This window comes from Streptomyces sp. S465 (assembly GCF_026898115.1).
GTDB lineage: Bacteria > Actinomycetota > Actinomycetes > Streptomycetales > Streptomycetaceae > Streptomyces > Streptomyces luomodiensis.
In genome coordinates, this window is sequence record NZ_CP114036.1 from 5,255,996 (window position 1) to 5,270,391 (window position 14,396).

A 14,396-nucleotide genomic window follows, 5' to 3' on the forward strand; every position below is an offset into this window, starting at 1 on the left:
GGGTCCGCCAGCATCGAAGACGTGTGGAGTACCGCCGCGCTGCGCGCGCATCTGCTGGCGGCGCGGCTCGCCGGACCCGTGGCGACGCGCCGGGAGGAGAGCCTGCGCCGCTATCGGCTCTTCGCCGCCCGGGACCCCCGGGTGCTGCTCGGGTTGGAGCCCGAATACGACTGGTCCTTTACGGAATTGCTATGCCTGATGAGCGACAAATGTGGGGTTTCGGTCAACCCGGCCGACGCTTCGGGTCAGGATGTGATCGATCCAGAGCTGACGATCGCCGCGCTGGATGCCTTCGCGGACCGGCTGCGCACCGCCGCCCTGGCCCGGCTGCCCGTGCTCCTCGGCACCGGCCATCCCCACCGCCTCCTCGGTTTCTACGCCGCCTTGGCGTCGGCGCTCTCGGCGGCCGGCTGCCGTGTGCTCACCCCCGCGCAGGGTAGATGTATCGACATAACGACGCGGTTCGGCGTACGCCCTCACCGGCTCGCCTACGTACGGGGAGTCGCGATGGTGCGGGAGCCCGGCGCTCATCCCACCGCGAATGAGCCGGGCGCCCACAGCCATTCGCCGCTCCCGGTTCGGGTCGCCCTCGGCTGTGCCGCGGAGTCCGGCGGCCCGCTGCCCGGACTGGTCGTCGGGGACCACGGATGGGTCTGCGGGGCAGGTCAGCTGGGCTTCGAGGCCATTGGGCTGGGGGACACGGACGACCCCGCGCTGTTCGTCGGGGAGGCCGAGGGACGGGTGTCCGTCGCCGTTCCGCTTGATGACGCTGTGCGGTCTGGTTACTACCGGCCAATTACTCGCTATGTACTCAATCGAGCGTGTCTGTCACAGTAGGCGTCCGATCGCTACTCCTCTTCCCCACTTGCATCACCCGCCCCTAACCTGGGGAGGAGCGCGCATGCGACAAGGAGTCACCGGAGGGGAAGCCGGTGCCCGACATGTGCGGAAGGTTCAGGTGTGTCATGGCTGCTGGCGAAAGGCCTCTGAACGAGGTTCAGTTTCTGACCGTGGCGGAAGTCGCCTCGGTGATGCGAGTGTCCAAGATGACCGTGTACCGCTTGGTGCACAGCGGTCATCTGCCGGCGATCCGGGTGGGCAGGTCCTTCCGGGTCCCGGAGCAAGCGGTTCATGAATACCTCCGCGAGTCCTATGTGGGGGTGGAGTCCGCTTAGGTCCTTTCCGGGCCCGGGGAGGCCCTCGGATTACGTGGTTCGCTCGGCGCCGGGTAGGCTGGCCCGATGTAGGTCGTGTGGGCTCGGACGCCCCGCACCGAGTGAGTCGAAGTGAGCGAGGGTAGTCGTGGGCTCTGTTATCAAGAAGCGGCGTAAGCGGATGGCTAAGAAGAAGCACCGCAAGCTGCTCAAGCGCACGCGCGTTCAGCGTCGCAACAAGAAGTAAGCAAGCGACGCTGTGTTCGTCCCGCAGCCCTTCCACCGCCGGTGGAAGGGCTGCGGTGCGTGCGCCGCACCGGTCTCCGCCACGGCCGCCCCTCCGGCCCCGGCTTAAAACGCCACACCGCGCGGCGAGTGGTCATCACAGTGCAACACCGAGCGGTTACGGTGTTCGGCACAGCCCAGCTCGGACGAGGGTGGGAAGGAAGGCGCTGATCTTGGGGAAGGTCGTGCTCGTCACCGGAGTCGCTCGTCGGCTGGGAGGCCGATTCGTCCGGCGCATACAGCGCGAACCCGATGTGGAGCGGGTGATCGGCGTGGACGCCGTGCCCCCCGAACACCACCTCGACGACGCCGACTTCGTCCGGGCCGACATCCGTCACCCCACGATCGGGAAACTGCTCGCCGAATACGGCGTCCACACCGTCGTCCACATGGACATCAACGGCACTCCGCTGGGGGCGCGCGGCAATCGCACCTCGGTCAAGGAGACCAATGTCATCGGCACCATGCAGCTGCTCGGCGCCTGCCAGAAGGCGCCCTCGGTCCAGCGGCTGGTGGTGAAGTCCAGCACCAATGTGTACGGCTCCGCGCCCCGCGACCCCGCCGTCTTCAGCGAGACCACGCCGCCCAAATCCCTGCCGAGCGGCGGCTTCGCCAAGGACACCGTCGAGGTCGAGGGATATGTCCGCGGCTTCGCCCGGCGCCGCCCCGATGTCGCGGTGTGCGTGCTGCGCTTCGCCAACATCCTGGGCCCGTGCGCGGACTCACCGCTCGCCGAGTACTTCGCGCTGCCCGTACTGCCCACCGTCATCGGCTATGACCCGCGGCTCCAGTTCGTCCATGAGAAGGACGCCATCGAGGTGCTGCGCATCGCGGCCTCCGAACCGCGCCGGTCCACGCTCAACAGCGGCACGTTCAACATCGCCGGAGACGGGGTTCTGCTGCTCTCCCAGGCCGCCCGGCGGCTCGGCCGCCCGACCCTGCCGCTGCTGCTGCCCACTCTGCGCTGGGCCCGTACCGCCCTGCGGTCACTCGGCATCACCGACTTCTCACCCGAGCAGATCCGGCTGCTCACCCACGGCCGGGTCGTGGCCACCAACCAGATGCGCGAGACCCTGGGGTTCGAACCCGAGCACACCACCGCCGGCGCCCTCGCGGACTATGCGCACAGCCGCGGCCCCGGACTCCTCCCGCCCGAGACCCTCGCCCGTACCATCGACCGGCTCGCCGCGCTGCTGCCCGCCGGCGTCCAGACGTGAGGAGCGCAACCACCATGGCGGATGCCAAGGTCATTCCGTTCGGTGAGGAACCCCGGTCCCGGCGGAAGGGCCCGCGCCCGGGACGCGGCGGCCGCGCCCAGGGCTCGCTCAAGCCCGTACCGCAGCAGCGCGACGAGGCGTCCGAGCAGCGTCCCCAGACGGCGGCCGCGGCCGTGCCGCCGCTGCCGCCGGACCCGCCCAAGCCGGCCCCGGGCGGCGGGGACTGGGAGCGCAAGCTGGCCCACGGGCTGAGCTTTCTGCGCCGCCGGATCACCGGGGACTACGAGGTCGACGACTTCGGCTACGACCACGACCTGACCGACCAGGTCCTGATGTCCCTGCTCCGCCCGGTGTACGAGAAGTACTTCCGGGTCGAGGTGAAGGGGATCGAGAACATCCCCGACAGCGGCGGTGCGCTCGTCGTCGCCAACCACTCCGGGGTGTTGCCGCTGGACGGGCTGATGCTCCAGGTGGCGGTGCACGACAACCACCCCGCCGAGCGCCATCTGCGGCTGCTCGCCGCCGATCTGGTCTTCATGCTCCCGGTCGTCAACGAGCTCGCCCGTAAGGCGGGCCACACCCTCGCCTGCGCCGAGGACGCCCAGCTGCTGCTGGAGCGCGGCGAGGTGGTCGGGGTGATGCCGGAGGGCTTCAAGGGGATCGGCAAACCGTTCGCGGAGCGGTACAAGCTACAGCGCTTCGGGCGGGGCGGCTTCGTCTCGACGGCGCTGCGCGCGGGGGCGCCGATCGTGCCGTGCTCGATCGTGGGCGCGGAGGAGATCTACCCGATGGTGGGGAACGCGAAGACCCTGGCCCGGCTGCTCGGCCTGCCGTACTTCCCGATCACGCCGACCTTCCCGCTGCTCGGGCCGCTGGGCGCGCTGCCGCTGCCGACGAAGTGGACCATCCAGTTCGGCGAGCCCATCCCCACCGACGGCCATCCGCCGGAGGCGGCGGACGACCCGATGCTGATGTTCAACCTGACCGACCAGGTACGCGAAACGATCCAGCACACGCTCTACAAGCTGCTGGTGCAGCGGCGGTCGGTGTTCTTCTGAGGGTTGTCGGAGCGCGGCACCGAGACCGGCGGTCCGGGGGTGGGTGGTGCGCGGCGGTGCGCACGACCCACCCCCAGGACATGGTCACCTCGTGTCGTCGCCGTCGAGGGTCAGGCCCGGCAGAAGGTCCGGCAGCAGCGGGGGGATGGTGATGTCCGGCTGGGACGGTTTGCCGGCCGGGTCGCCCTTGCCCGTGGACGGGCTGGGGCTCGCGCCGCCCAACGGCGGATCCACCAGATCGCCGGTGCCGCCCACCAGGCCGCCGGCCTGCTCCTGAGTGCCCGTCGAGGACGACGGGTGCGGGCCGGTGGCGGTCTCGCCGGTGCGGCTGCTGCTCGGGGTGGCCGAGGCGGACGCCGAGCGGTTGCCCAGCTCCACCGCGCCGGGGCGCTCGGGCGGGTGGCCGGTCTGCCGGCCGGACTGGCCCTGCTGGTCCTTCTTCGTGGGGAGCAGCGCCCGCAGCGGACCGACCTCTTGGTCTATGGCGTCGAAGACCGAGCTGACCTCGTCGCCGACGTCCATGAGCTGGACCGGCAACTGCTCACGCAGTCGGCTCCAACCGTCGCGGTGGGTCTGGGAGAAGGAGGACAGCTGCTGGATCGGGCCGAGTGAGCCGTCCCGCTGGTAGACCTGGTGCAGCAGCCGGTGGCCCTCGGAGGCGTCATGGCGCATACCGGCCAGGGTCCGGCGGATCTCTCCCAGTGAGTCATGGTCCAGATCGCGGCTGCGGGCCCGCTCCATCAGACGGCGCGCCTCGCTCAGCCGTGTCGAGGCCTGGTCCAGATAGATCCGGCCCCGGTCGGCGTCGCCGTCCGCCATCTCGAGCTTGAGATCCTCCATACCGCGCTTGAACCCGTAGAGGGTGTCGCCCGGCAGCGCGTTTGAGCTGGCCGCGGCGACGCCGCCGAAGGCGCCCGCCGCGACGCCGAACGTGAGCCCCCCGGCCGCAAGCCCCTTGGACCAGCGGGAACGGGGGCGCAGTCTCGCCACCGGGGGTTTGGCGCGATGGGCGCCGCTGGTGCGGCGGCGCTGCTCGGGTACGCGTGGCGCGCCCTCGGCGAAGGCCGCCTCCATGGCGGCGAGCAGCTGGGCCCGCTGCGCCGTGCGGACCTCCGGGTCCAATGTCGGTGCCGGCAGCTCGCCCAGCCCGTTCGCCAGGGCCAGCAGCCGTCTCCGCTCGGCGCTCTCCGCCGATGAGGAGCCTGGCTGTTGGTGCGGCGTCTCGTCCCGGGGGGCCTGGTGGTTGCTCTCCAGGGCCTCCAGGGCCTCCAGGGCCTTGGCGAAGGCGTTCGCCCGCCGGTGTGCCGATACGTTCGCGATCACAGGCGGCACCTCCTCTCGTCGTGACGGTCGACTCCCCAGGACACCCGAGGGGTTCCGTGCCAAGCGCGCGTCCACCCGATCGAGTGAGTGGACCACGGGCAGGGTACGACCGCGAGGCGCCTGCATCCCCCACAACGAGCGGCGCAGCACCCGGGTTACGCCCTCCCCACGGGCGGACGGGCCGTGGCCGGAGTGCTACGGGTGGTCAGCGGGCGTCGTCCGGAAGGAGCCGGGCCAGGGTGCGGACGGCCCGGTACTGAAGGGTTTTGATGGCGCCCTCGTTCTTCCCCATGACCCGGGCGGTCTCGGCTACCGAGAGGCCCTGGAGGAAGCGGAGCGTCACGCACTCCTGCTGCTGCGGGTTGAGTTTTCGTACCGCCTGTAGCAGTGCGGCGTTGGAGAGCGATTCGAGGACGGAGTCCTCGGGGCTGCGCTCGACCTCATTGGCGTCCAGCATCTCGCCGGTGGTGACCTCCAGCCGGAAGCGGCTGGATTTGAAGTGGTCGGCGACGAGGTTGCGGGCGATGGTCACCAGCCAGGCGCCGAAGTCGCGGCCCTGCCAGGTGAAGGTGCCGATGCGGCGCAGGGCGCGCAGGAACGTCTCGCTGGTGAGGTCCTCGGCCGTGGCCCGGCCGCCCACGCGGTAGTAGATGTAGCGGTAGACGGTGTCGGCGTACTGGTCGTAGAGCCTGCCGAACGCCTCGGCCTCCCCGGACTGGGCGCGCTCGACGAGATCCATCATGCGGCGGCTGTCGCTGTCGGCGCCGGGGCGCCGGGTGGTGGGGGTGGAGCCGCGGGAGCGTCTGCCGACCGCGGCGCCACCGTCCGCCAGGGCGTAGCACGGGCCGGCCTGGCCGGTGTGAGTGGCCGTGCCGACGGCTGGGCTGACGGGCAGGGGGGTGGCGAGGGCGGGGACGGCATACGCGGTGGGGACGAAGCCGCGCAGACAGTCGAGGACCGTTGCGCGCAGCGTAGCCAGGCCCGAGGCGTCAACCCCGACGTGTGGGTACACGGGACTCCCAGAGGCAGAGCTTCCATCACGTGCAGTACGGGACCGTCACCCGCCGTAGGGACGCGTGGGTACCGGTTTGCGTCTAAGGAGAATAACGCTTCGTACAGGCGGCACTACACCCAGTTGCTCAAATCATCGCTTCCGTTCGCTCCGTTATGGATTGATGACCCATCAAGTATCGAACGCGGGCAGCAGATTGATCGGAATTATTCGTGAGTTGTGCGATTGTGTGGCGTGTTGTGACAAAGCGGCGGTAAGGGGACTGGCGGGGGCGCTGTGGGGTAGGAAGTGCGGAATGACTGAAACAGAGCGGGCGCGTTCGGTTGGTGACGCTGTGTATCGGCGCGTGCGCCGTCACGGAGCGCGATCAATGGTCAGCCTTGACCGTCCTCGGTCACGGTCGTGCGCAGATGGTCAGCGCGGCCGCCCGCGGCGGGCCCGAGGGAAGGGCTCGGCGCGAGGCCGGGCGGGTGGGGCGGTCGCCGACGGCCAGCGATGCGCGGGCGTCGGTGGTCAGGGGTGCGCGGCCGTCGACGGCCAGGGCCGGGTGGCCGCCGGTGGCCAGTGGTGCGCGGGCGCCGGCGGCCAGTGGTGCGCGGGCGTCGGCGGCCAGGAGTGGGTGGCCGCCGGTGGTCAGGGGTGCGCGGGCGTCGGTGGCCAGTGGTGGGTGGCCGTTGGTGGTCAGCGGCGGCGGCGGTGCAGGGCCACGGCGGCCGCCGTGCCGCCCGCCACCGCGCCCACCCCGGCCGCCGCCGGGATGCCGATCTTGGCTGCCTTGCGGCCGGTGCGGTAGTCCCGCAGCCGCCAGCCGTGTTCCCGGGCGTGCTTGCGCAGCCGGGTGTCCGGGTTCACCGCGTACGGATGGCCCACGATCGAGAGCATCGGGATGTCGTTCGAGGAGTCGCTGTAGGCCGCGCAGCGGGAGAGGTCCAGGCCCTCGGCCGTCGCCAGCGCCCGTACGGCCTCGGCCTTGGCCGGGCCGTGCAGCGGCTCGCCGACCAGCCGGCCGGTGTAGACGCCGCCCACGGACTCGGCCACCGTCCCCAGGGCCCCGGTCAGGCCGAGCCGCCGGGCGATGATCGTCGCCGTCTCGACCGGGGCGGCGGTCACCAGCCAGACCCGCTGACCGGCGTCCAGATGGGCCTGGGCGAGAGCGCGGGTGCCGGGCCAGATGCGGTCGGCCATGTACTCGTCGTAGATCTCCTCGCCGATGGACATCAGCTCGGCGACCCGGTGGCCCTTGACGATGGACAGGGCGCTGCTGCGCACGTCCTCCATGTGCGCCGGGTCCTCGACGCCGGCCATCCGGAACCAGGCCTGCTGCCAGGCGAAGCGGGCGAGTTCGCGCTTGCGGAAGAAGTGCCGCTTGTAGAGGCCGCGGCCGAAGTGGAAGAGCGCGGCGCCCTGCATGACCGTGTTGTCCAGGTCGAAGAAGGCGGCGGCCCGCTCGTCCCCGACGACGGGGAACTCCGGTTCGGCGGGGGCCTGCGGTGAGGGGGTCTCGGCCGACGACTTGCGCGCGGCCTCGGCCGATGCCTCTCCGGCGAGGACGCTCCGCTCGGTGGCGGGTCGTCGACGTCGGGTGAACCATCCCAGTGCGGCCATGGAGGGAGCATAGCCAGCGCTCCGGCGCATCCCGTTACGCCCGGGTGTCGGGCCGATTCAGGTTACGCGAAAGGGAGGCGGCGAAGAGGGCGGCGAAGGAGGCCGCGAAGGGAGCGGCGCGGGGGGACGGCGAAGGGCCGGCGTCGGCCCGCGTCAGCCGCCGAGTGCGGTGCGCAGCCGCTTGGGGTCCACCCGCCAGAAGTCGTGCTGCTCGCCGTCGATGAGCACCACCGGGATCTGCTCCCAGTACGCGCGGTACAGCTCCGCGTCCTGGGTGATGTCCTTCTTCTCCCAGGGGGTGCCCAGCTCGCCGCAGACCTGCTCGATCACGGCCTCGGCGTTCTCGCAGAGGTGGCAGTCGGGCTTGCCGATCAGCGTGACCGTGCGTTCGGTGGGCTTCTTGCGCGGGGTGCGGCGCAGCAACGGACTCATGTCCTCAATTGTGCCCGCCGGTGTGGTCCGGCCGGCGCCCGTGGAGGTGGGGCCGGGGCGTCCGGGTGCGGGATCCGACAGGTTCGGAAGTGGGTCCCCGGTCGATTACGATCGTGGGCGTTTTGTTGCTGTCCGGGGGTAAAAAGGTGAGGAGTGAGGGCCTGTGCTCCCGTCGGCGGCCCAGCGGTACGAGCGTGCCTGCCGGGAACGGCGTGAGGCCGGTAGTGGTTCCGCGACCAGCCCGAAAAGAGGCGTGAGACCGGTCACTTTGCTCGGACAAAGCGGACACCATCTTTGTGCACGCGTTCACAAAGACATAGCCTGCTGTCGATGGGGCGGTCATGAAGCACCCGGCCGCCCGCAGCCTCGCTCTACCCGCAGGAGCACCGTGGCAACTGGCCGAACTCACCGACCGGCGACCCGAAGCCGAGGGATCCCCGAGGCCACCGTCGCCCGGCTACCGCTGTATCTGCGTGCCTTGACCGCGCTCTCGGAGCGCTCGGTGCCGACGGTGTCGTCCGAGGAATTGGCGACCGCGGCCGGCGTCAATTCGGCCAAGCTGCGCAAGGACTTCTCCTACCTCGGTTCGTACGGCACCCGTGGTGTCGGCTACGACGTGGAGTACCTCGTCTACCAGATCTCGCGGGAGCTCGGGCTCACCCAGGACTGGCCCGTCGTGATCGTCGGTATCGGTAATCTCGGCGCCGCGCTCGCCAACTACGGCGGCTTCGCCTCCCGTGGTTTCCGGGTCGCCGCGCTGATCGACGCCGACCCCACCATGGCCGGGAAGCCGGTCGCGGGCATCCCGGTGCAGCACACCGACGAGCTCGAGAAGATCATCACGGACAACGGCGTATCGATCGGCGTGATCGCCACCCCGGCGGGCGCGGCCCAGCAGGTCTGTGACCGGCTCGTCGCCGCCGGTATCACCTCGATCCTCAACTTCGCGCCCACCGTGCTGTCCGTTCCGGACGGGGTGGACGTGCGCAAGGTCGACCTCTCGATCGAGCTGCAGATCCTCGCCTTCCACGAGCAGCGCAAGGCGGGCGAGGACGTCGCCGTCCCGGAGGAGGGGGCCGCGGCGGCCGTTCCACCGCCTCCCGTGGCGCCCCATCGCGCGCCCCCCGGCGCCACCGGTGCCGACAGCGGCCGGCAAGGACCTGACGGGGATGTGCCCGCCGTGATGCCGGCATGAGTCTCCTCGTCGTCGGACTGAGCCACCGCAGCGCGCCCGTGAGCGTGCTGGAGCGCGCCGCCCTGGTGGGCGACGAGCAGGTGAAGCTGGTGCAGGACACCCTCGCCGCCGAGCCCGCCACCGAGGCCGCGGTGCTGGCCACCTGCAACCGCATCGAGCTCTACGCCGACGTGGACAAGTTCCACGCCGGGGTCGCCGAGCTGTCCACGCTGCTCGCCCAGCACACCGGCGTCGGACTGGACGAGCTCACCCCGTATCTCTACGTCCACTACGAGGACCGGGCCGTCCACCACCTCTTCTCGGTGGCCTGCGGGCTGGACTCGATGGTCGTCGGCGAGGGCCAGATCCTCGGCCAGATCAAGGACGCGCTGGCGCTGGGGCAGGAGCTGCACACCGCCGGGCGGCTGCTGAACGATCTCTTCCAGCAGGCGCTGCGGGTCGGCAAGCGGGCCCACAGCGAGACCGGTATCGACCGGGCGGGCCAGTCGCTGGTCACCTTCGGCCTGGAGCAGCTGGCCCAGGGCGCGCCGGTGGCGGAGTGGGCGCGGGGCAAGCGCGCCCTGGTGATCGGCGCCGGTTCGATGTCCTCGCTGGCCGCGGCGACGCTCGCGCGCGCCGGTGTGGCAGAACTGGTGATCGCCAACAGGACGTTGGAGCGGGCGCTGCGCCTGGCGGAGTCCCTGGCCCAGCAGCACGCGGCCACCCCGGCCGAGGCCACTGCCGCCGGTGCGGAAACGTTGCGCGCGGGTCTGGTGGCCCGCGCCGTACCGCGCGACCGGGTGGCCGCCGAGCTGCCGCACGCCGACATCGTGGTGTCCTGTACGGGCGCGACCGGCCTGGTCCTGACCGCCGAGCAGCTGCGCACCGCCCTCGCCCAGCGCGCCACCTGTCCGCCCGGGGCCCACTCCGGCCCGGGGACGGAGGTCTCGCTGCTGGACCTGGCGATGCCGCGGGACATCGACGCGGCGGCGCACCGGATCGAGGGGCTGCGCCTGGTGGACATCGAGTCCCTCGCCGAGGCCGCCGCCGATCCGTCCGGCGCGCCGGGCACCTCCGCCGGGGCGATGGCCGCCGACGTGGACAAGGTGCGGGCCATCGTCTCCGCCGAGGTGGCCGCCTTCGGGGCGGCCCAGCGCGCCGCGCACATCACGCCGACGGTGGTCGCGCTGCGTACCATGGCTGCGGACGTCGTCGCCAGCGAGATCGCCCGGCTCGAAGGGCGCCTTCCCGATCTGGACGACAAGCAGCGGTCCGAGATCACGCAGACCGTGCGCAGGGTCGTCGACAAGCTGCTGCACGCGCCCACCGTGCGGGTCAAGGAGCTCGCGAGCACACCGGGAGGCGCCGGTTACGCGGACGCCCTCCGTGAGCTCTTCGACCTGGACCCGCAGGCGGTCGCCGCCGTCAGCCGCGCCGACGGCTCGGCCCGCACCGCCGAACCGCACGACCCGAAGGGAGGCCGGGCATGACCGCCACCCCCTCACCCGCCGACCCCACGCCGCTGCGGCTGGGCACCCGCCGCAGCGCGCTGGCCATGGCCCAGTCCGGCCTGGTGGCGGACCAGGTGCGCGAGGTCACCGGGCGCCCCGTGGAACTGGTCGAGATCACCACGTACGGCGACACCTCGCGGGAGCACCTGGCGCAGATCGGCGGCACCGGCGTCTTCGTCTCGGCGCTGCGCGAGGCGCTGCTGAGCGGTGAGATAGACCTGGCCGTGCATTCGCTGAAGGACCTTCCCACCGAGGAGCCGGAGGGGCTGACGCTCGCCGCGATCCCGCGCCGTGCGGACCCGCGCGACGCGCTGATCGCCCGGGACGGGCTCACCTTCGCCGGGCTTCCGCCGGGGGCCCGGATAGGCACCGGGTCCCCGCGCCGCGCGGCCCAGCTCAGCGCATGGGCCCGGTCCTTCGGCCTCGACATCGAGACCGTGCCGATCCGCGGCAATGTCGACACCCGCATCGGCTACGTCCGGTCGGGACGGCTGGACGCCGTGGTGCTCGCCGCCGCCGGTCTGATCCGTCTGGGACGGATCGGCGAGGCGACCGAGCTGCTCGATGTCGACCATGTTTTGCCCGCCCCCGGCCAGGGGGCCCTGGCGGTGGAGTGTGCCGCGTCCAGCGGGGCGCTCATCGCCCGGCTCGCCGAGATCGACGACCCGCACACCCGGGCCGCCGTGACCGCCGAGCGTTCCCTGCTCGCCGCCCTGGAGGCCGGCTGTAGCGCACCCGTGGGTGCTCTGGCCGACCTGTTGGCCGACGGTCAGGTTGTCACCGAAATGCGCCTGCGCGGCGTCGTCGGCACCACCGACGGCACGACGTTGGTGCAGCTGTCCACCACCGGTCCCGTACCCGCATCGCCCAGTGAGGCCGCGGACCTCGGTCGCGAACTCGCTGCCGAGATGCTTGCCAAGGGTGCGGCCGGTCTTATGGGGGAGCGAGCACTTTGAACCCCAACGCCCCTAACCACCCCGGCTGCGGACACGTCACCTTCCTCGGTGCGGGCCCCGGAGACCCGGGCCTGCTGACCTTGCGCGCCGTGGAGGCACTGGCCGCCGCGGACGTACTGATCGCCGACCCGCACGTGCTCGACGTGGTGCGTAAGCACGTCAGGCCGGGCGTGGCCGCGGACGCTCAGGGCACACCGCAGCAGGCGGACGCTGATGTGTCGTCAGGCACCGCCGCCGTCCCGGTACTCCGGGACAGCGCCAATCTTGTCATGACGGCCGCGCGCGGCGGCAAGCGGGTCGTCCGCGCGGTCGCGGGCGACCCCGGCCTCGACGGTTACGCCGCCGACGAGATGCTCGCCTGCGCCGCCGAGGGCATCGTCTTCGAGGTGGTGCCCGGTGTGGCCGCCGCGGTGGGCGTGCCCGCCTACGCGGGGGTGCCGCTGCGCGACGCCCACAGCGCGGACGTGCGTTTCGTGGACGCCCTGACCGCCGATGAGCGCTGCTGGAGCGAGATCGGCTCGTCCGACGCGACCGCCGTGGTCTCCGCGACCCTGGAGACGGTGGCCGCCGCCGCCGGTGAGCTGGTGGCCGCGGGCCGCAAACCGGACACCCCGCTCACCGTCACCGTCGGCGGCACCACCACCCGCCAGCGGACCTGGACCGCGACGCTGGGGACCATCGCCCAGGTGCTGAAGTCGGCGAAGGTGTTGCCGTCGCCGCAGGGCGCCCAGCCGGTGATAGCCGTGGTCGGCGAGCAGAGCGAGGCCGGCCGGCGCGATCAGCTGTCCTGGTTCGAGTCCAAGCCGCTGTTCGGCTGGAAGGTCCTGGTGCCGCGCACCAAGGAGCAGGCCGCCTCGCTCTCCGACCAGTTGCGCAGCTACGGCGCGGTGCCCAGCGAGGTGCCGACCATCGCCGTGGAGCCGCCGCGCACCCCGCAGCAGATGGAGCGCGCGGTCAAGGGCCTGGTCACCGGGCGCTATGAGTGGATCGCCTTCACCTCGGTCAACGCGGTCAAGGCGGTACGGGAGAAGTTCGAGGAGTACGGGCTGGACGCCCGCGCGTTCGCCGGGATCAAGGTCGCGGCGGTGGGCGAGCAGACCGCCAAGTCGCTGATCGACTTCGGGGTGAAGCCGGATCTGGTGCCCAGCGGTGAGCAGTCCGCGGCCGGGCTGCTGGAGGACTGGCCGCCGTACGACCCGGTCTTCGACCCGATCGACCGCGTCTTCCTGCCGCGGGCCGACATCGCCACCGAGACCCTGGTCGCCGGGCTGATAGAGCTGGGCTGGGAGGTCGACGACGTGACCGCGTACCGCACGGTGCGCGCCTCGCCGCCGCCGGCCGAGACCCGTGAGGCCATCAAGGGCGGCGGGTTCGACGCGGTGCTGTTCACCTCGTCGTCCACGGTGCGGAACCTCGTCGGCATCGCGGGCAAGCCGCACAATGTCACTGTCATCGCCTGTATCGGCCCGGCCACCGCGAAGACCGCGGAGGAGCACGGACTGCGGGTGGATGTGCTGTCGCCCGAGCCCTCGGTGCTCAAGCTCGCCGAGGCGCTCGCGGACTTCGGGGCGGCGCGGCGGCAGGCCGCGATCGAGGCCGGGGAGCCGGTCACCCGCCCCAGCGAGCGACGGCCGGGATCACGTAGGAGGGCACGCTCTTGACCACCACGTACGGCAGCTTCCCCGGCGCACGGCCGCGCCGGCTGCGCACCACGCCCGCGATGCGGCGCATGGTCGCGGAGACCCGGCTGCATCCGGCGGACCTGATCCTGCCGGCCTTCCTGCGGGAGGACATCACCAAGCCGGTGCCGCTGGAGGCGATGCCGGGCGTCGTGCAGCACACCCGGCACAGCCTGCGGAAGGCGGCGGCCGAGGCGGTCGAGGCGGGCGTCGGCGGGATCATGCTCTACGGCGTCCCGGAGGAGTCCAAGAAGGACGCCACCGGCACGGCGGGCACCGACCCGGACGGCATTCTCCAGGTGGCCATCCGGGACGTGCGGTACGAGGTCGGCGACGATCTGGTGATCATGTCCGACCTGTGTCTGGACGAGTACACCGACCACGGCCACTGCGGGGTGCTGGACGCCGAGGGCCGGGTGGACAACGACGCCACGCTGGAGCGGTACGCCGAGATGGCCCGCGTCCAGGCCGACGCGGGCGTCCACACGGTGGGCCCCAGCGGGATGATGGACGGCCAGGTCCGGGTGATCCGCGAGGCGCTGGACGCCGCCGGGCACCAGGACGTGTCGATGCTCGCCTACACCGCGAAGTACGCCTCCGCCTTCTACGGCCCGTTCCGCGAGGCGGTGGGCTCGTCCCTCAAGGGCGACCGCAAGACGTACCAGCAGGACCCGGCCAACGTCCGGGAGTCCCTGCGCGAGCTGGCGCTGGACCTGGCCGAGGGCGCGGACATGGTCATGGTGAAGCCGGGCCTGCCGTACCTGGACATCCTGCGCCAGATCGCCGACGCCGTGGACGTGCCGGTGGCGGCGTACCAGGTCTCCGGCGAGTACGCGATGGTCGAGGCGGCCGCGGCCAACGGCTGGATCGACCGCGACCGCGCGATCATGGAGTCGCTGACCTCCCTGCGGCGCGCGGGCGCGGGGATGATCCTCACGTACTGGGCGACGGAGGTCGCGCAGCGGCTGAACCGGGGAGAGTAGGTACGTC

Annotated in this window: 14 protein-coding genes; 10 read left to right on the forward strand and 4 right to left on the reverse strand. The window is 71.6% G+C overall.

Annotation, left to right across the window (positions count from 1 at the left end):
- Window positions 1-21: 21 nt before the first annotated feature.
- From N6H00_RS22240 to N6H00_RS22260, 5 genes are all read left to right on the forward strand, one after another.
- Window positions 22-837: a phosphatase gene (locus N6H00_RS22240; RefSeq protein WP_268973576.1), complete on the forward strand. Its 816-nt coding sequence runs from the start codon at window positions 22-24 to the stop codon at window positions 835-837.
- A gap of 128 nt (window positions 838-965) precedes the next feature.
- Window positions 966-1,175 carry a helix-turn-helix domain-containing protein gene (locus tag N6H00_RS22245; protein ID WP_014053989.1) on the forward strand — a complete coding sequence of 70 codons (210 nt, stop codon included), beginning with the start codon at window positions 966-968 and terminating at the stop codon, window positions 1,173-1,175.
- Window positions 1,176-1,302: 127 nt separating this feature from the next.
- Window positions 1,303-1,401, forward strand: coding sequence for a 30S ribosomal protein bS22 (locus N6H00_RS22250; protein ID WP_003948845.1), 99 nt, complete (start codon window positions 1,303-1,305; stop codon window positions 1,399-1,401).
- Window positions 1,402-1,612: 211 nt separating this feature from the next.
- Entirely contained in the window at window positions 1,613-2,656 is a 1,044-nt protein-coding gene (locus tag N6H00_RS22255; RefSeq protein ID WP_268973578.1) for an NAD-dependent epimerase/dehydratase family protein, read from the forward strand.
- A gap of 14 nt (window positions 2,657-2,670) precedes the next feature.
- Window positions 2,671-3,714: a lysophospholipid acyltransferase family protein gene (locus tag N6H00_RS22260; RefSeq protein WP_268973579.1), complete on the forward strand. Its 1,044-nt coding sequence runs from the start codon at window positions 2,671-2,673 to the stop codon at window positions 3,712-3,714.
- 84 nt (window positions 3,715-3,798) lie between these two features.
- On the opposite strand, the gene N6H00_RS22265 is transcribed toward N6H00_RS22260, so the two are convergent.
- From N6H00_RS22265 to N6H00_RS22280, 4 genes are all read right to left on the reverse strand, one after another.
- Window positions 3,799-5,037, reverse strand: a complete 1,239-nt coding sequence (locus N6H00_RS22265; protein WP_268973580.1) for a DUF5667 domain-containing protein — start codon at window positions 5,035-5,037, stop codon at window positions 3,799-3,801.
- 205 nt (window positions 5,038-5,242) lie between these two features.
- The gene (locus N6H00_RS22270) at window positions 5,243-6,049 is read right to left on the reverse strand and encodes an ECF subfamily RNA polymerase sigma factor, BldN family (protein ID WP_268973581.1); all 807 of its coding nucleotides are present in this window, start codon (window positions 6,047-6,049) and stop codon (window positions 5,243-5,245) included.
- 681 nt (window positions 6,050-6,730) lie between these two features.
- Complete coding sequence (locus tag N6H00_RS22275; RefSeq protein ID WP_268973583.1) at window positions 6,731-7,654, reverse strand: HAD family hydrolase; 924 nt, start codon at window positions 7,652-7,654, stop codon at window positions 6,731-6,733.
- Between the two features lie 153 nt (window positions 7,655-7,807).
- Window positions 7,808-8,086, reverse strand: coding sequence for a glutaredoxin family protein (locus N6H00_RS22280; RefSeq protein WP_268973584.1), 279 nt, complete (start codon window positions 8,084-8,086; stop codon window positions 7,808-7,810).
- Between the two features lie 388 nt (window positions 8,087-8,474).
- Here N6H00_RS22280 and N6H00_RS22285 point away from each other — a divergent pair, with 388 nt between their 5' ends.
- The 5 genes from N6H00_RS22285 to hemB are packed head-to-tail and all read left to right on the forward strand — an operon-like array spanning window position 8,475 to window position 14,389.
- Window positions 8,475-9,281: a redox-sensing transcriptional repressor Rex gene (locus N6H00_RS22285; protein WP_268973586.1), complete on the forward strand. Its 807-nt coding sequence runs from the start codon at window positions 8,475-8,477 to the stop codon at window positions 9,279-9,281.
- Entirely contained in the window at window positions 9,278-10,750 is a 1,473-nt protein-coding gene (locus N6H00_RS22290) for a glutamyl-tRNA reductase (protein WP_268973587.1), read from the forward strand. Before N6H00_RS22285 ends, N6H00_RS22290 begins: the two co-directional genes overlap by 4 nt.
- Window positions 10,747-11,727, forward strand: a complete 981-nt coding sequence (gene hemC / locus N6H00_RS22295) for a hydroxymethylbilane synthase (RefSeq protein ID WP_268973589.1) — start codon at window positions 10,747-10,749, stop codon at window positions 11,725-11,727. The genes N6H00_RS22290 and hemC overlap by 4 nt, the downstream gene beginning before the upstream one ends.
- A complete protein-coding gene (locus N6H00_RS22300) occupies window positions 11,724-13,388 on the forward strand; it encodes a uroporphyrinogen-III synthase (RefSeq protein ID WP_268973590.1) in 1,665 nt (554 codons plus the stop codon). Before hemC ends, N6H00_RS22300 begins: the two co-directional genes overlap by 4 nt.
- Complete coding sequence (gene hemB / locus N6H00_RS22305) at window positions 13,385-14,389, forward strand: porphobilinogen synthase (protein ID WP_268973591.1); 1,005 nt, start codon at window positions 13,385-13,387, stop codon at window positions 14,387-14,389. The genes N6H00_RS22300 and hemB overlap by 4 nt, the downstream gene beginning before the upstream one ends.
- Window positions 14,390-14,396 lie beyond the last annotated feature (7 nt).